Annotated in this window: 24 protein-coding genes; 13 read left to right on the top strand and 11 right to left on the bottom strand. The window is 67.0% G+C overall.

The genetic code is table 11. The annotated features are described in order from the left end of the window. The 11 genes from CIK77_RS06310 to CIK77_RS06360 all read right to left on the bottom strand — a co-directional run. Positions 1-1,121, bottom strand: a 1,121-nt coding sequence (locus CIK77_RS06310) for a type IV secretion system protein (protein WP_114347221.1), incomplete at its 3' end; no start/stop codon positions are given. Positions 1,122-1,152: 31 nt separating this feature from the next. Further along, positions 1,153-1,491, bottom strand: a complete 339-nt coding sequence (locus CIK77_RS06315; RefSeq protein ID WP_087056725.1) for a DUF6112 family protein — start codon at positions 1,489-1,491, stop codon at positions 1,153-1,155. 118 nt (positions 1,492-1,609) lie between these two features. Further along, positions 1,610-1,882: a DUF6112 family protein gene (locus tag CIK77_RS06320; RefSeq protein WP_087056724.1), complete on the bottom strand. Its 273-nt coding sequence runs from the start codon at positions 1,880-1,882 to the stop codon at positions 1,610-1,612. Positions 1,883-1,927: 45 nt separating this feature from the next. After that, positions 1,928-3,100 carry a M23 family metallopeptidase gene (locus CIK77_RS06325; RefSeq protein ID WP_087056723.1) on the bottom strand — a complete coding sequence of 391 codons (1,173 nt, stop codon included), beginning with the start codon at positions 3,098-3,100 and terminating at the stop codon, positions 1,928-1,930. A 3-nt stretch (positions 3,101-3,103) separates the two neighbouring features. After that, a complete protein-coding gene (locus CIK77_RS06330) occupies positions 3,104-3,760 on the bottom strand; it encodes a hypothetical protein (RefSeq protein ID WP_087056722.1) in 657 nt (218 codons plus the stop codon). Between the two features lie 45 nt (positions 3,761-3,805). Beyond that, the gene (locus CIK77_RS06335; protein ID WP_087056721.1) at positions 3,806-4,858 is read right to left on the bottom strand and encodes a ParB N-terminal domain-containing protein; all 1,053 of its coding nucleotides are present in this window, start codon (positions 4,856-4,858) and stop codon (positions 3,806-3,808) included. Continuing rightward, complete coding sequence (locus CIK77_RS06340) at positions 4,851-5,690, bottom strand: hypothetical protein (protein WP_140403586.1); 840 nt, start codon at positions 5,688-5,690, stop codon at positions 4,851-4,853. The genes CIK77_RS06335 and CIK77_RS06340 overlap by 8 nt, the downstream gene beginning before the upstream one ends. A 109-nt stretch (positions 5,691-5,799) precedes the next feature. Further along, complete coding sequence (locus tag CIK77_RS06345; protein WP_087056719.1) at positions 5,800-6,003, bottom strand: hypothetical protein; 204 nt, start codon at positions 6,001-6,003, stop codon at positions 5,800-5,802. 227 nt (positions 6,004-6,230) lie between these two features. Next, positions 6,231-7,121 (bottom strand): DUF2637 domain-containing protein, encoded by an 891-nt coding sequence (locus CIK77_RS06350; protein ID WP_249268754.1) that lies wholly within the window; start codon positions 7,119-7,121, stop codon positions 6,231-6,233. Next, the gene (locus CIK77_RS06355; protein WP_087056717.1) at positions 7,118-8,020 is read right to left on the bottom strand and encodes a bifunctional DNA primase/polymerase; all 903 of its coding nucleotides are present in this window, start codon (positions 8,018-8,020) and stop codon (positions 7,118-7,120) included. The genes CIK77_RS06350 and CIK77_RS06355 overlap by 4 nt, the downstream gene beginning before the upstream one ends. 298 nt (positions 8,021-8,318) lie before the next feature. Next, positions 8,319-9,446, bottom strand: a complete 1,128-nt coding sequence (locus tag CIK77_RS06360) for an AraC family transcriptional regulator (RefSeq protein ID WP_332841608.1) — start codon at positions 9,444-9,446, stop codon at positions 8,319-8,321. 232 nt (positions 9,447-9,678) lie between these two features. On the opposite strand from CIK77_RS06360, the gene CIK77_RS06365 reads away from it, so the two are divergent. The 13 genes from CIK77_RS06365 to CIK77_RS06425 all read left to right on the top strand — a co-directional run bounded on the left by CIK77_RS06365 (position 9,679) and on the right by CIK77_RS06425 (position 15,944). Beyond that, on the top strand, positions 9,679-10,053 hold the full coding sequence (locus CIK77_RS06365; protein WP_087056715.1) for a hypothetical protein: 375 nt from the start codon (positions 9,679-9,681) through the stop codon (positions 10,051-10,053). 81 nt (positions 10,054-10,134) lie between these two features. Next, a complete protein-coding gene (gene dprA / locus CIK77_RS06370; RefSeq protein ID WP_087056714.1) occupies positions 10,135-11,334 on the top strand; it encodes a DNA-processing protein DprA in 1,200 nt (399 codons plus the stop codon). Positions 11,335-11,651: 317 nt separating this feature from the next. Continuing rightward, positions 11,652-11,915: a glutaredoxin family protein gene (locus CIK77_RS06375; RefSeq protein WP_087056713.1), complete on the top strand. Its 264-nt coding sequence runs from the start codon at positions 11,652-11,654 to the stop codon at positions 11,913-11,915. A 15-nt stretch (positions 11,916-11,930) separates the two neighbouring features. Further along, positions 11,931-12,239: a hypothetical protein gene (locus CIK77_RS06380; RefSeq protein ID WP_087056712.1), complete on the top strand. Its 309-nt coding sequence runs from the start codon at positions 11,931-11,933 to the stop codon at positions 12,237-12,239. 31 nt (positions 12,240-12,270) lie between these two features. Continuing rightward, entirely contained in the window at positions 12,271-12,588 is a 318-nt protein-coding gene (locus CIK77_RS06385) for a hypothetical protein (protein ID WP_087056711.1), read from the top strand. 2 nt (positions 12,589-12,590) lie between these two features. After that, positions 12,591-12,956: a hypothetical protein gene (locus CIK77_RS06390; RefSeq protein ID WP_087056710.1), complete on the top strand. Its 366-nt coding sequence runs from the start codon at positions 12,591-12,593 to the stop codon at positions 12,954-12,956. Next, positions 12,953-13,345 carry a hypothetical protein gene (locus tag CIK77_RS06395; protein ID WP_087056709.1) on the top strand — a complete coding sequence of 131 codons (393 nt, stop codon included), beginning with the start codon at positions 12,953-12,955 and terminating at the stop codon, positions 13,343-13,345. The genes CIK77_RS06390 and CIK77_RS06395 overlap by 4 nt, the downstream gene beginning before the upstream one ends. Next, positions 13,342-13,752: a hypothetical protein gene (locus tag CIK77_RS06400; protein WP_087056708.1), complete on the top strand. Its 411-nt coding sequence runs from the start codon at positions 13,342-13,344 to the stop codon at positions 13,750-13,752. The genes CIK77_RS06395 and CIK77_RS06400 overlap by 4 nt, the downstream gene beginning before the upstream one ends. Next, positions 13,739-14,038 carry a hypothetical protein gene (locus CIK77_RS06405; RefSeq protein ID WP_087056707.1) on the top strand — a complete coding sequence of 100 codons (300 nt, stop codon included), beginning with the start codon at positions 13,739-13,741 and terminating at the stop codon, positions 14,036-14,038. Before CIK77_RS06400 ends, CIK77_RS06405 begins: the two co-directional genes overlap by 14 nt. Then, on the top strand, positions 14,035-14,685 hold the full coding sequence (locus tag CIK77_RS06410; protein ID WP_087056706.1) for a DUF6349 family protein: 651 nt from the start codon (positions 14,035-14,037) through the stop codon (positions 14,683-14,685). The genes CIK77_RS06405 and CIK77_RS06410 overlap by 4 nt, the downstream gene beginning before the upstream one ends. A 29-nt stretch (positions 14,686-14,714) precedes the next feature. Continuing rightward, the gene (locus tag CIK77_RS06415) at positions 14,715-15,047 is read left to right on the top strand and encodes a hypothetical protein (RefSeq protein WP_087056705.1); all 333 of its coding nucleotides are present in this window, start codon (positions 14,715-14,717) and stop codon (positions 15,045-15,047) included. Positions 15,048-15,089: 42 nt separating this feature from the next. Continuing rightward, the gene (locus tag CIK77_RS06420; RefSeq protein WP_140403583.1) at positions 15,090-15,455 is read left to right on the top strand and encodes a hypothetical protein; all 366 of its coding nucleotides are present in this window, start codon (positions 15,090-15,092) and stop codon (positions 15,453-15,455) included. A 33-nt stretch (positions 15,456-15,488) separates the two neighbouring features. Continuing rightward, positions 15,489-15,944, top strand: coding sequence for a DUF192 domain-containing protein (locus tag CIK77_RS06425; protein WP_249268753.1), 456 nt, complete (start codon positions 15,489-15,491; stop codon positions 15,942-15,944). Positions 15,945-15,969: the final 25 nt, after the last annotated feature.

Genomic DNA, 15,969 nt, shown 5'->3' on the forward strand with positions numbered 1-15,969 from the left:
GCGCTCGGTGCCGCGGACCCTCCGGCGGCGCCCGACGCGGCCGCGCTTCCGGTGGCGCCGCCCCCGCCCACGGTTACCCCTCCTGTGGCGCCATCGCTGGCTGGGTGTGGGGTGGATGGTGGCGTGGGGCTGTTGGAGGAGGGGCTGCTGTCGCCGTCGAGGACGGGGTTCGGGGTCTGCGCCTTGGGGGCGGAGGGCAGGGGGACGGGACGGTTGAGCGCCTGCTTCGCTTCTTGCTCGGCGCTCATCGACTGGTACAGGTCGAAGCCGAGGAAGGACACGAATTTGTAGGTCATGTAGGGCGCGAAGCCGGCGATCGCCATCAACACGATTCCCGCGATCGGGTCCGACAGGGAGGCGAGGTCGAAGTCGATGGGTGCGTCGACCTGGGTGATCGCGACGAGGAACACGACGGTGATGACGAGCTTGGAGACGATGAGCGCGACCACGAAGCCGACCCATTTCCCGAACCAGCCTCGGGTCACATCCCATGCGGCGCCGGAGAGCGCGATGGGAGCGAGGACGACCGCGACCAGCAGCAGGGCCTTGCGGATCAGCAGCGAGAACCACACGATCGCGGCGGCGGCGATCGCGAGGGAGCCGAAGAAGATCATCACGATCGCCCCGACACCGGGGGAGGCGATCGTGAGACCGGTCAGCCCCGCGACGAGGACACCGATCTTGACGCCCATGCCTTCGAGGGTGTTGCCGGAGGCGTGGATGAGTCCGATGCACAGTTGGTCGACGATCTCCAGCAGCAGCCCGGTGAGGGTGATCACGAGGAAGCTGCCGAGCACGGACTTCGCCAGCCCGACGATGGCGCGGCTGAGCGCTCCGGGGTCTCGTCGGATCAGCCCAGTCACCAGCTGAAGCAGGAAGAAGCCGAGCATGAAGAAGATGGCGATGCCGAAGAGGATGTTGTACACCCCGACGTACCCGTCGCTGGTGACATCGACCAGGGTGGTCTGATCGAACACCGCCCACACGCCTTCGAACATGAGTGCCGCGGTGTTGCCGATGGCCTGTGCAAGCCACTCGAACGGGGCGGTCACCAGGGAACTAGCAGTGTCGCCGACCACGTCGCAGACGTTGGACAGCACTGGCACATCGCACAGACTCATCCGAGTACTTCCCTTCTGGTGCGGGTGCGGGTCAGACGGCTTGCCCGACGCCCCAGAAGAAGTTCACGAACGTGACGGCGGCACCGCAGATCACGGCGGCGCCGCAGGCGATCAGCACCCCGGTCTTTCCGCGGCTGGCGAGGTGAGGGTTGGAAGCGTTGGAGCCGATCGCCCACACGATCGCGGAGATGATCAGGGCGAGCACGGCGAGGATGAGTCCGATGGTCATCACCGCTCCCACGATGGTGCGCAGCTGTGCGATACCGGGCAGCCCGGTGTCGTTGGGGTTGATATCGATCTGCATGGGCACGAGGACCGTGACAAGGGCCAGTAGGCGTGGCGCGAGCAGAGACGGGGTGAGCACGGACATGGTGGCCTCCTGGCAGGGACGTGGTCTTCGCGTGTAGGGCCGCAGTCGGACCTACATGTCAGGAGGTGCTCGTCCGTTCCCACCGGCGGCCGCGCGTGTAGCCGGTGGCGGCGGGAGTTCAGAGGCGGTCGCCGAGGGAGATGAGGAAGTTCAGCCAAGTCACGCCGGCACCGGCGAGGGCGGCGGCGCCGATACCGACCCAGAGGCCGGTCTTCGCTTTCGACACGGCGGTGTGGTTGCCGTGCGAGGAGGAGACCGCCCATACGATCGCGCAGATCAGGATCATCAGGACCGCGACGACGAGCACAATCGTGAGCAGTGCGCCGAGGATCAGCTGCAGCTGCCCGCCGGTGACGGCGCTGAAGTCCGGATACACATCCGCCTCAACCATGACGGGTTCCCTCCCCACGGATGCGGGCCGCGCGTCGTGGCCGGGTCATGGTGTGCACCCGCGCACACTGGTCCCGGGGTCGGTGACGCCTTCGGCGTTGTGTTCGGCCAGCCACGCGTCCGGGTCGACGGCGGGGGAGGTCCACGCGCCCGGGTGCACCTCGAAGTGCAGGTGCGGACCGGTGGAGTACCCCTGGGAGCCGACGTCGGCGATGTGCTGTCCGGCGCGCACCCGATCACCTGTGGTGACGTGGTAGCCGTGGTCCCACATGTGCATGTACATGGTGTCGACCCTGGCGCCGGCGATGTTGTGTTCGATGACGAGGATGTTGTTCCACCCTTCCCGGTATCCGGCCCACAACACCACCCCGTCGGCGGCGGCGAGGATGGGAGTGCCGTCGGGGGCGGCGAAGTCGGTGCCGTAGTGCATCCGGTACAGGCCCGGCTTCTTCGGGTCCTCTCGCATCCCGAAAGGGCTGGTTTTGATGTAGCTGCCTTCCGGCATCGGCACCACGATCCGGGTCGTCGGCGCGATGTCCCCCGCGGCCGGCACGGACCCGCCGCCGGAGGTTCGGGGAACGGTGAGGGCGGTGAGGATCGTCTCGGCGACGGGCTCGTAGTTCGCATACCGGTCCGGGAACGCGCTGACTTCGACGGCTTGAGCGGCTTGCCCGCGGGTGAGCTGCTGCCATCCAGGGATGTCGAGCAATCCGCGCGGCGACGGATAGTTCGGTCCGTTCGGTCCCCCGAAGAACGCCTGCGCCTGATAGGTGGAGCTCATCAGCTCCGCGACACTGCCCCACCCGGATTGGGGGCGCATCTGGAAGATGCCCAGACTGTCATGGTCTGCACCGACCCCGTCGTTGGGGTAGCTGGCGGATTCCGGGTACGTGCTGTTGGCGAGCATCCGCAGCCGCGACTCGGTCAGCCCGGCCATCAGAGCGATCAGGATCCCGTCGCGTCCGACACCATCGATGTCCGCACCGATCTGGATGATCGTACGCGCATGGGTGAGCTGGGTTTTGTTCAGCGTGACCGTCTCTCCGCTCGTAGTGGTTGCCGTCAGTTCGTCGGGTACTTCGGCGATCACCACGAGAGAAGACGCGGCGCAGGAAGCTGCCTGCAGCACGGCGGGGTTGGCGATCAACGCAGGGGAGATCAGCACGACGGCGGGTCCGGCGAGGAGGACACCGGTCAGCAGCAAGGCGAGTTTATTCACGGTTCACTCCAAGGGCGTTCCGTTCGCGGACAGACGCAGTAAGTGGCAGCGATCACCATCGGACGGGCAGAGCACGAACACTGTGAACGCCACCTTGTGCACGCTTTCGGCCGTCTCACCTGCCCAGAATCCGCTGCGATGCAGGTCACCTCGGATGGTGATCGCGACCGTCCCGGGGGCGAGCTTGTCTCCAGCGGAGGCGACGATCTGCGGCCATGAATCCGGGATCACGGCCGTGTCGATCACAAGATGTTGCCGGGTCTGATATTCGAGGAGCCGACGCCACTGTTCGACGGTGGGGTAGTAGCCATTCAGGTCCGCAACCAGCCCGTTGCCTTCCTCCCCGTCCGGCGCGGCTTCGCCGGCGAGGGCGGCGAGATAATCGGAACGAGTGTGCCCCGTGGTGGTATCCCAGGCAAACAACGCATCCGCGATCTCCCGCGCGTAGCGGACGGGATCGGTGGACGGGGCGAGCGTCGCGGGCAAAGTGGGCACGGGGCGGGACGGGACGGGTGTGGTTCCCGCCGCAGGCGCATCTGGCGTTGTGGCGGGTGCGGGGCCCCGGATCAGCCCGTACACACCGACACCGACCAGGAGCACGGCGATCGTCAGCGTCCCGATGAGGATGATCAGGAAGCGGCGGCGTGCGGAGGTGTCCATGCCAGACAGGTGCCCCGACGGTTCCACCCGCAGCGTCCCCGGATGTTACGCGGCGGGGTGCTTGCGGTGCGCGGCAGCTTCCTCAAGGAACTGGACGGTGTGGTGGACCCAGTCGGTGAGCTGTTCCCACTGCTCGGCGGTGAGGGTAGCGGCGGCGTCGACGGGGTCGTAGTGCAACCACCAGTAGTCCAGTTCCGTGATCATCTCTGTCAGCGCACGGGGAGAGTATGTGCGGATCGTCGTCGGTGGTCGGCGTGTCTCGACGAGCGCGGTGCGTCGCTCTGTTATCGCTGCGGTCGCGCGTTGCAGGGCGGCCTTCGCGGCCTGACGGATCTGGGCGGGGCGGCCCTGGGCGGGTAGCGCTGCCAGTTCGGCGCGGGCGGCCGAACCGATCTCAGGGTCGACGTGCGTACCGGTGGCGAGAAGCTCGAGCTGTTCGGTGTCCTGTGCGATCTTGACTCGCAGGTAGTTGGGTTCGACGGGGCCGTGCGGGTCGATGTTCGCGAGGGCATCTTCCACGACCCGGCGGAGGTGTTCGGAGATGGTCGGGTCGTTCTGCAGGTTCAGCAGCTCCACGACACGGCCGAGCGTGTAATCGGAACGGTTCCCGGTGACGATCAGCGCGGCACGTTTGGAGGCCTGCGTGCGCTCACCGGCCAGTTCCGGGTCGACGGCGCTGGGCGGTGCACCAGATTCTGGTGCACCGGGCGATGCGCCGAAGCGGGTGGCGCGTTGTCTGATCGCGGCGTCCTCGGCGAAGATCCGGCGCAGCTGGTCGAAGAATCGTGCTTGTTCGATCCGTGTGTACGGTTTGCGGTTCTGGTTTTCTTGCTGTTCCGCCAGCAGCAGGTCCAGTTCGGTGGAGATGTCGGTCCGCACCCACACGTCCACGGTCTTGTATCCGAGGGCTCGGGCGGCCTGCAGGCGGCGCCCGCCGGAGATCACCGCGCCGGCAGGCGTGATGGTGATCGGTTGGATGAATCCGATCATGCGGATCGAGGCGATCAGGGCTCGGAGGTCGCCGGCGTCTTGGCGGATCCGGTGTCCGAGGAAGACGTCGGAGATCGGTCGTTTCGTCTCGAAGTAGTTCTCACCCATGCCGGCCCTTTTCGGTCGGAGCGGCGAGGGCGATCTCGACGATGAGTTCGTCGTCCTTCAGGAGCGTGTCGAGGGTGTCGTAGTGCAGGAGCCGTACTAGTACTCCCTTGTAGGTGGGGCGTCCGGGCCGGCTTTTCCCACCGAGGAGGACGCGGAGCAGTCCCGGCCATGAGTCATCGGGAAGGCCCAGCCGGGCCGGCATGTCGGTTTCTTTGCGGAGTACCTCTCGGGCATTGCTGATGCTTCCCGCGTCGCCGGTGCGGGAGAGGACATAGTCCACGGCGACGTCGGTGATGAGGTCCGGCCAGCCCAGCCCGATCAGGAGCTCGACGATGTCGGCGATCGCGTTGCGCAGGAGCAGCACGTCATCGCTGGCAGTGTCATCGTCGAGTTCGGCTGCGGGACCGGGGGAGGTGGGCTGGTCATACAGCCAGTGCCGATCTCCGGTGCGGGTCGGCGCTTCCACCATGGGTCCGCCTTTGCGGGCACGGGCGGGCGAGATCAGCAGGCGATCGCCGATCGCCTCGGACATGATGCTGCGTTGCACGACGCGGGTGACATACCCCCACGGGTCCCGGGCTTGAAGAACGTTGGCGGAGCGCATTGCGTCGAACGCGGCATAGCCGGCATCGGCCGGGTCACGGTTCCACTTGCGTGCCAGGCGCCGGTACTTTTCGATCGCGTAGCTCAGCAGCGCCGAGGCAGACTCGTCGTGCTGCCAGGCGCCGGGTCCGGCATCGTGGAGACGGTGCAGCAGGGCACGCAAACCCTCCGAAGTGAGAAACTCCGGCTCGTGGCATAGCTCCCGGTGATCGTGGTCGTTCATAGTCATCGTGCGGTGGCTTCCCTTCCCTGTCGAGAAGGTGCCCTTCGGCTTCCACCGATCGCGTAGACCAGCTCGTGGTCAGGACAGGTGGCGGGCTGGCCGCATCAGGGACCGCTCACAGGCGGGCCGCTTCCTGCTCAATGGGCTCGGGGCCGGTCCGGGTCAGCCGGGCGGTGATCATCCGCGCGGTGCGAGCGCTGTGGAGTCTGGCCTCGGAGATCGTCGCGCGCGTCTGCGTCCGCGCCCACATGTGCGCGCGGACGTTCCACTCAACGCCTCGTTCGCTCGCTCGAGCGCTGATCCTCGTGATCAGGTCCATCGGGCGCACCCATTCCACTCGACGCCGCGAATCCGGGGAGACATCCTCGCCCGCATCCGAGGTTCCGTCTGCGAGGGACGGGTCCGGGCGGGCACGTAGCAGCGATGCGGCGTCCGTATCATCGTGATCAGGTTCCGTATCGGACAGGGGAGCCGGTGCAGGGTCATCATGTGCTCTTCGATGATCACCAGGCGGCAGATCGTCCAGGGGTGTGGCGTCGGGGCTGGTCATGAATCCTCCTCGGCAGTGGGGTTCTCGGATTTCGGGGGTCCTGCGGGGGCAACGTCGCCGCGGGACGTGCCACCGTGGTTGGCGGTGTCCGCGGTGCTGGGGGCGGGGCTGCCGGGGATGGCGAGCCAGCGTCCTACCGTGGAGGGGTGCACGTTCAGACGGGCAGCGATCGCTCTATTGGACAGTCCCTGACGCGACAACGACACGGCATCGTTTCTTGCATCCGAGCTCGACGCGATCGGCGTCGTGAGCGGAGCAGTACGTGACTGTCCGGTAGGGCGCGTCTGGCCGAGCCTCTGCTGCTGTGTTGGCAGGACGGGGGAATGTTGCAGGGGGGAGACCGCCGCCGTTGTCGCGGCGGGCGGTTTTGACATATCGGGGCGGGGTGAGTTCGTGTGCACCGTGGCTGAGAGGGGTGGGGGTATCGCGTCGTGACTGGTTGCCGTCTTTCGCGCAGCGCCGCTGATGCGCCGCCCGAGTTGCACGGTGAGATGGGTGGCAGCCAGCAGAACCAGAGGTGGGACGGCTGCGACGGATGCGGCCAACTGTGGTGGCAGATCCGAGTTGGTTGCGACGAGCGCGTGCATGCAGTTGGCCGTCACCGATACCGCCGCGCAGGCGATCAGCAGCGTCCATGGGTACACGGTGGAGCGGGTCCCATGGCGGGCGAGGGCGACGATCGCGACCGTGGCGACGACGATCATGCCATCGACGATCACCGGCCACATCCACGCCTGCATGGGGTCGATCCCGGCACGCCTTGCCAGGTCGGTCAGCGTTGTCGCTGACAGCCAGAACGCGCACACATCGATCAGTACTGTCCCGGCGCGGGCGACCACCACCGCCCACATCCCGGTGGCGGCTGTTCGCAAGGGTGTGTCGGTCACAGCCGCAACCGACTCTGCTGCGCGGGCGCCCCCGACGTTGGCGGTGCCGATGCCGGCCGGGCAGGACGGACAGATCGTTGCGCGGACTGAATGGTGCGCACCGCCTCGATCTCGTTCAGACCTGCCCGTACTGCCCCCTGAGCGAGGATCTCCCATGACTGCTCAGTGATGGGCCCGGATTCGGTCAGCCGGCACGCGGCCCAGAACAACGACCGGTTTCGGTTTCCCTCCGGCCTGCCCGCCACCCAATCCGCAAGCCGTCCCGCATCCCACCGGGTGCCTGCGCTGCGGGTAGAGGCTGCCGCTGCGGAGGTGGCGGTCAGTCGTTCGGTCGGGGCGGGCCGCAGTAGCTGCTCGAGCCGCCACCCCTCGACCGGTGCGGGGGAGCGCCCGCGGGCGACGACCGTGTACGGAGCGATGGCGCCGCTGCGGGTGCGTACCCGTGAGGGGGGTGCGAGCACATAGCTGCCGTCGGCGAGGAAATCGACATGTGCGGTCGGGACCGCCCAGCTGCGCTGCTTCGGAGACGGGTTCGCGGGGAACACCAGGTGCAGACCGCCCGAAGGGGACCGTACGATCCGCGACCAGGTGTCGATCAGGCCCGCCTTTTCGGCGGCCACGAGCGCGTCGAATCCGTCACCGCCGGGGTGCACGTCGATGTCGAAGATATCGATGCTACTGCGGGCAGAACCTGTCACCAGGCCGATGTTCGCCTCCGGCTGCCACCGCCACCACCGGGCCAGTTGGGAAGGATCCCTGCTGGCATCTTTGAACCCTTGCCGGGTCAACGGCGCTTTCCCCAACGGCACGCACGGGAACACGGGAACACCCGCCGCCGCATATTCCAGCGCGGCTCTCAGCAGCGGCGTCCGATCACCCCCAGGGGCAGGCGAGTTCATCGTCTCTCACCTCAGCCGGCTCAGCCCGACGCCAGGGTTGATGCGACGCGGGTCTGTGCCATCATGGATGCCATGCCCGGTCTCTGTCCTCCCGCAGCGGATCTTGCAGCGGGCTTGAGGACGCTCGCGGTGAAGCGGTGAATCAGTCATCGTCGATGTATCTCCCTGCCGGTGCACACAGCCTTGTGCGTGCTGCCTCCTGTGGAGGTGCACCGGTCCCCCCAACCCCACCGGAGCGGTGACCGGTCGACGCTCGGTCACCGCTCCGAGCAGGAGCTCGGACTCTCACCCCTACCAGTCAGGGGCGCTGCGGTTCAACGCCCGGAGGCGGAATCGGCGTCTCATCGGGACGAATGATCGAGTCATCATTATCGCGGGTGGGCCCGTGACGGTATCGGTGAGGGGTCTCGCCGAAGTGGCTGCGGAACGCGGCGATCGCATGACTGCTTGACGACCAGCCCACCATCCGAGCCGCCTGCGTCACGGTCAGTGTTGTCGTTTGGACGAGCACGACGAACTCATCAAGCCGTCGCTGGGAGAGGAATTGCCGCGGTGGGATGCCAATTTCTGCGGTGAACACTCGGGAGAAGTACCCCGACGACAGGGATGCCTGTTTCGCGAGCGATTCCAGGGACCATTCGTTCGCCGGTTGCGCGGCGATGAACTCCAACGCCCGTCGCACACCTGAGTGTTTCACGTCAGGAAAAATCAGGTCCGCGGCGGCCCGGACCTGCGGAGCGAACTGCGGATCCGGATGGTCGCTACGAATCAGAGGATCGAGGGTCTCCGTCAGCTGAGCGAAGATCGTCAGCAACCTCGGGATGAGATCCGTGCCGTCGGGGTCGTGCTGGGCCTGCAACTCGAGCGCGGCATGCAACAGCCGGCGTAGCCGGCGGGATTGAGCCGAGGTGGGATGAAGGACCATCACCGGGTGGCGGGACGTGGAGCCGATAGCCCGGATGCGTGCGCGGCCCGCGGCTGATCGCGGCGCGTACCGCCATGACATCATGTCCAGCACGAGCGCCTCATCCACGATCATCATGGAAATCTGCTGAGGGCGCACAGGAGTGTATCGAAACTCCGCCCCCGGTTCGAATATGACCACGTCCCCCGCGCGCGTCTCATGCTGACCATGACGATCGGTCAGGATCCCCTGCCCCCGTTCCACCAATACCACGGTGAACATGGGGTCGAGCTTGCGTGTGTGCGCCGAGACGTGAAGCTCTGTCAGAAAGCGGAGGGGCACCGCGACCGCGGCCGCTGACGCCGATTCACGACAGGGCGGGTACCTGAGGCGCGGTACCCCTTCAGCCGAATCGGCTGCCTGGTAATCGGAGAGAACATCACCAGCCCAGCCTATCGACCAGGTCTTGCCCCGGCTCTGGGAACGACAGTTGGCCTGAACACCGTTCGGCAGCGACCGCACCTCCTGTGTACATCGGTGTGAGTGTTCGCGGCCGGGAGCACCTTGTCAAGGCACACGAAAACTCCTCCTAGTGAGCGCTGCCCTGGCGTGGCGGTTGATCGAGGACTTTTCGTTCTTCGGCCTTGACAAGCCACTCCCGCCCGCGAGGGCGGAAAAGCAAGAAGGAGCCGCCCGACAGGTCTCACCGACCCGGCCCGGACGGCCCCACGCACACACCGAGGAGAACCGCACCATGACCACCATCGATTTCGCCCGCCCCGTCGCCTCCGCCGACGGACGCACCCTCTCCAGCACGACAACCGTCGTCACGCGTCCCGACGGCACCCGGATAGAACTGAACATCTCCACCAGCCACTGGAAGGGACACGGATACCGTGCATCCGCCACCCGCCAGCACGCCGATGGGATCAGTCGCCGCATGGCGCTCACGTTCGGAGAAGACAGCGACAACCGCCCCCTGCCCGCGATCGAGGGCACCCCGGCACCCACCGCACGATTCAGCCGCACCGTGCTCGCCCGACTTCACCAGCAGGTGATCGCCGACATCACCCACGAAGGCGAGGAATGGACCGGCTGGGCGAAGAACTGCACCGCCGCCCGCGACTGAGCCCGAACGGGCAGGACGGCCCACCCCCGTCCTGCCCGCCTCCCCCGGACCTACCCCCTTCTTTCGAAAGCGAGACACACCATGACCATAACCAGCAATATCCTGCACACCCTCAACAGCAAGCACAGCCCCGACGCCGACCGTTACGCACGCATCGTCCTCTCCGTCGCGGCGGAGCCCGGCGACACCACTCTGGGACGGCTCATCGCCGTCCACGGTGCACCCGGCGCGCTCCGCCTGCTGGCCGACGACACCACGACCGCGACCGGAGTGAACACCGAGGAACTCAACCAGCTACGCCGCCGCACCCCCGTCACCCTCACCTCGACGATGGTCGCCGGGGTGCTCCGCACCCTCGAGAACCTCAACATCAACGTCCTCACCCCGTCCGACGCGGAATGGCCACACGGGTTGGCCGACCTCGGCGCGCGGGCACCCTTCGTCCTGTTCACCCGCGGAAACCAGAAACTCCTGGCATCGCCCTCGGTCGTGGCGATCATCGGAGCCCGAGCCGCCACCACCTACGGGACACACGTGGCCGCGGAACTCACCGCCGACCTCGTCAAAGACGGCCAGGTCATCCTCGCCAGCGGCAGCTACGGGATCGACGCCGAAGCACACCGGGCCGCATTGGCAGCGGGAGGCGCAACCATCGCGGTCCTCGCAGGCGGCCTGGACCGGCCCTACCCGGTCGGGCACGCCGGACTGTTCGACCGGATCATCCAGCACAACGGGGTCATCCTCACCGAGACGCCCCCGACGCTCCCCCCGACGCGCTGGCGGTTCCTGCGCCGCACCCACCTGATCGCCGCGCTCGCCGACCGGATTGTGATCGTGGAAGCCGGGGCACGTTCCGGATCCCTCCACGTCGCCGCGCACGCGACCTCGTTGCGCCGACCGGTCGGCGCAGTGCCCGGGCCGATCACATCCGCGGCGTCCACCGGATGCCACGAACTGCTGCGCAGTGGGAGAGCCGTGCCGGTCACCAACGCCCACGACGTACACGCCCTCCAGCCCGCACGGGCGTTGTCGTCTCCGGGGAGCGGGGACTTCCCGAGCCTGGACAGCGTCGATGTGCTGATCGCAGACTGGGACGACGACCCCGCCCTCACCGCCGAGCATCTGGGCATCCTGCGGGAGCTCCCCGAGCGTGAGGTGCAGGACATCCTCACCGGCAACGCCCGCTCTGTCGAGCGCGAGTTCCTGGCCCTCCTCGACGGCGTCCGCGCCGCGACCACCCGGCAACTCCTCTACCGCCACGGCATCGACCTCGACGCGTAGCCCACGCCGGGGGTGGACGTCTCGCGACGGGCCGTCCACCCCCGGAAATCGGGCGCGAGGAGCCGCACCGACCCGGTGGTGCCGCGCATCGGAGGTCGCTTCGCGACCCCTGTGTTCTCGGACGCCGGCACAGCCGGCGTCATACCGGATGGAGTGTCCGGGGCCGTGAGCACCTTGTCAAGGCACACGAAAATTCTCCGCCCCGCGATCGGGCAGGCGGGGCCGTTGATCGAAGATTTTTCGTTCTCCGGCCTTGACAAGCCACTCCCGCCCCCAGCGATCGAGAGGCATTGAAGGGGACCAGGAAGGAGCAACCGATGACCACCCACGTCACCGTCTACACCCTGCCGGACTGCGGCAACTGCGAACGCACCCACCAGTTCCTCACCCGCTCCGGCATCCCGCACACCACCGCGCCGATCCAGGACACCGGCCCTGTCCGTGACCTCATCGCCCGGCTCGGCCACCGACAGGCCCCCGTCGTTACCGTCACCGGCGCGGACGGGGAACTGATCGAGCACTGGTCAGGGCTGCGCCCCGACCTGATCCTCGCCCTCGCATCCACCACCCGCACGAACTGACCGAAGGACACCCGCATGGCTTTCCTCATCACCCGAGACTTCATCACCCGCAAGCACGAAGAAGGCTACGGCGTCGGCGTACAAGGCCCCCGTACCGCCCGCCCCGCGACCCTCGCCCGCCTCGACGCGGGAGAGGGGGAGCCGTTCCGGATGCTCGACGACGACCAGATCGTGTACTACCACGGCCTCTTCATCGACGATTCGGACGCCGAGGACTACCGCGGCGAAGCGGAGTTCCAGCCCCTCGACTGCTACGGCACCCCCAACGCCGGAGCCGTGACCATCCAGTATCGCGACCACACCGGCACCTGGCAGACCCTCTAACCCCTCACCCATCTGAACGAAGGAGAACATCATGCGACTCACCCTCGACCACGGCGGGCGTCCCCTCGACCTCGACCTGGGCGCACCCAGCAGCAAGGAAGGGGTCGGATTCTTCGACGACGCTGACCTCGCCGCATACGGCGGCAACATCTACCTCCACATCGACGGCGTCGAATACGGACAGCTTTTCTTCTACACCGTCGACGGGAAGCCCCGCCTCGAGCTCGGCCAGTTCATCCCCGCCGCCCAGCAGTGGGAACCCGTCAACCCGCTCATCACCTCCGTGCCCGACCTGTTCGCCGCCGACGAAGCCGCACAGGACGAGGCCGAACAAGACAAGGAGAACTGACCATGCGGATCACCATCAGCGGCTACCCGCTCCCTGACCCCCTCACCCTGGACGCCGAACCCGACGATTACATCTTCGACGAGGGATGGCTCCTCACCCACGACGAAACCCAGCGCCTCATCGAAGCCTGGTGCGACGCGCCCACCGCTCCCGCCCCGAACGGAGAAGACGACGTACGCCGCATCTGGAGTTACAGCGAGCTGGGCCTGTTCGTCACCGTCCTCTACCTCGACGGAGAACTGGGCATCGATCACTGGGAATCCGCGATCGGCAGCGAAGGCACCGACCTGTACTCCACAACCATGATGCCGTTCGACTTCGACATCAGCGCCGACAACACCGACGAGCCAGAAGGGCGCGACCTGTGAACGCCCGCTACCTACCCGACCAGTTCGCCGATTCCGGCTGGCCGTCAGGAACGTCCGCGAAGAAGGCACGATTCGTCAACGCGCTCATCCGATTCATCGACGCCGGCTACCCCGAATCGCAGTTCACCGCGGCTCTCTACGACGGGCTCCACAACCACGGCTACTTCGGGTTCATCGCCCACTACAACCGACACGGGTTCTACGACGAGAAGTTCTCGACCCCCGCCCGACAGGAAGAGTTCCTCAGCGAGCTTCGCTGGGCATGCCAGCGCGACTACGACAGCGACCGCACCGACCTGTGGGCCGACGTGAAGACCGTCCTCACCGACCACTTCGACCAAGCCCCACCCGCCCTGTTCACCCTCACCCCCACGGAGCATCAGCCATGACCAGCACCATCGCCGACATCGCCCGCCGGATCACCGACACCGTCGACCTGTCCGACCGCACCAACCCCGCCACCGGCGCGCACGAGCCGGTCATCGAGGACATCGACCAGCTCGCCGCGTTCATCGCCGACGGCATCCGCGCCTACATCCAGCACGGACAGATCACCACCGGCGAGGGCTACACGTACACGCCCGTGATCACCGAACACGGCCTCGGGTACGTCATCACCGCACCATCCGGGCACCACGAGACCGTCACGCTCGTGCCCTCCACCGCCACCGACGAAGGCGAAGGCACCGGCAACATCTTCCTCTACCGCTCCGACGCCCCCGCCTACGACCCCCTCGGCGACGCTCTCACCCATGTCGCCTTCACCGACCCCGGAGCGGAGCATGCGGGCGTGTGAGATCGGGTACGCGCACATCGGGTCGGGCATCAGCTGGCTGTTTCCCGACCCGGAAGCCCTGTTCCCCGCAGAGACCCCCATCGGCACCCTCGAATGGCTCTGCTACGGGCCCGGCGAAGTGCTCCTATCCGTCACCTTCCGGACCCTTCTGGGCGATAACGACACTGCACCGGCGTACCTCACCGAACGCCTCGACGGGAGCCGCTACCTCACCGACACCGCCGAGTACCCGCTACATCCCGACACCACCGTGAACATCCATCCCGAACAGGAGCACCCGCAATGAGCCGCCCCACCTCGAACGGACAACTCGCCTTCGACCTGGACGAGATGATCCACGAACTCGACGTACAGAACGCCGCCGCCTGGGACGGCGCGCCCCTGCACTTCACCACCGCTTACCACTCGCCCGACGACCTGGAGGCCGCATTCGAGCGGTGGGTGTTCGAGCACGGCAACTTCGGATGCCTGCAACGCTCCCACATGTGGCACCCCGGCATCACCACCGCGCACGCGAACACCGCCACCGCAGGCCACGAACTGCGCATCTTCGACGTCGACCTCCGCTGCGACCACTATCGCGAGAACTGCGCCTGCGTCGGCGGGAGCCTCACCCGCGGCATCTGCCACCCCTGCACCTGGCACCACGACGGCACCGAGACAGGCGTCGTCGAAGCCTGGCACGACCACGCCTGGCCGGGCTGGCGCACTCTGCCGGTCATCCCCGCGAAGATCGCGAAGACCGACGACCAGAACCGGCCCTCCAAGAAGTACCGGGCCTGGATCGAAGAACACTACCCGGCCGAGTGGCAACTCCCCGGTGCACCCGTCATCACCGAGCGTTCGCGCTATGGCACCCGCCACGTCCCCGGCCGCAGCCCCTGGAACGGCTTCGACCTCTCCCACACCGCCACCCACCCCACCGGCGCGTAACCCCACCCGAACACGAAGGAGAACCTGCAATGGACACCACCGACCACTACAAGGCGAACATCGCCCTCGTCGACGAGCGCACCAGACAGGTCGCCGCCCTTCTCCCCTTCCCCGTCGAACTCGACGCCGACATGGGCGGCACCTGGGCGCTGCACATCGACCTCGGACGCAGAGGAGGCACAGATGACCCGCCCGACACGGCAGGCGTTGACCCGGACCCGGACAACGGGAACCTCGAATGGTGGTTCGACGTCGACGGCGGCTGCGAAAACGTCATATCCGAGCACACCATCCACTCCGACCCCGCCGCCGCATGGATCACCGAACAGGCCCGCCGCTTCAACTCACCCGCCGCCCGATAGCCCCTGACCATCCGCAACCGGCCACGAAGGGACACCCCTGCCATGCCCATGGACACCACCGTCACCATCGACCACATCCCCGAGACCGCAGCCGAGACTACTCGCGCCCGCGAGATCCTCACTCGCCTCGCCGAAGCGTTCGAGATCCCCGACGCAGAGGTCCGCGTCTGGGCGGAAGCGGACGGTCAGAACGGGGAGATCCGGCTCGCCGCCTACGCCCACACATACCAGATCGACGGCATCCACCCCCTCGCCCGCATCCTGTCGCGACTGTTCGCCCCGCACAAGGTGCGCGTAGAGGAAGAAGGCGAGCACGACGACTACTGGGGCCGGGCGAGCACCTACCAACAGGGGCGTCTGACCTGCGCGGGCACCAAACAGTGGGTCGAACACCCCGTCACCGAGTAGAACCACGAGCACGCATCCAATGGAGCATCAGCCATGACGCACACGCCACGCATCGCCGCAACACTCATGGCCCTCGTCTTGACGCTCATTGGCTGCACGCCCGCGCCCGAACCGGCACCGCTGCGCGTCATGATCGGGACCGACCTCACCCTGACGGTCGAGCACGCCCGCACCATGGAGGAGCAGCGCACCGGCCTCGGAGGACGCGACAGTCTCCCCGCAGGCGCCGGGATGCTGTTCACTTTCGACCCGGCAGGCCCCCGACGTGTCTGGATGGCGGGGATGCGGTTCCCCATCGACATCGCCTGGATCCGCGACGGCCGCATCATCGCCACCGACACGCTCCCTGCGTGCACCCTCCCCGATACGAACGACTGTCCCAGGTGGGACTCACCCGGTGACGTCGATGCGCTCCTGGAGACCGGAGTGGGCGTGCTCGATCTCATCACCACGGGTGCCACGATCACCACGGCACCGGCGGGGGAGTGACGCGCCCGCACGCCGGGCACCTTCC

It is taken from the genome of Microbacterium sp. JB110, from assembly GCF_003335195.1.
Taxonomy (GTDB): Bacteria; Actinomycetota; Actinomycetes; order Actinomycetales; family Microbacteriaceae; genus Microbacterium.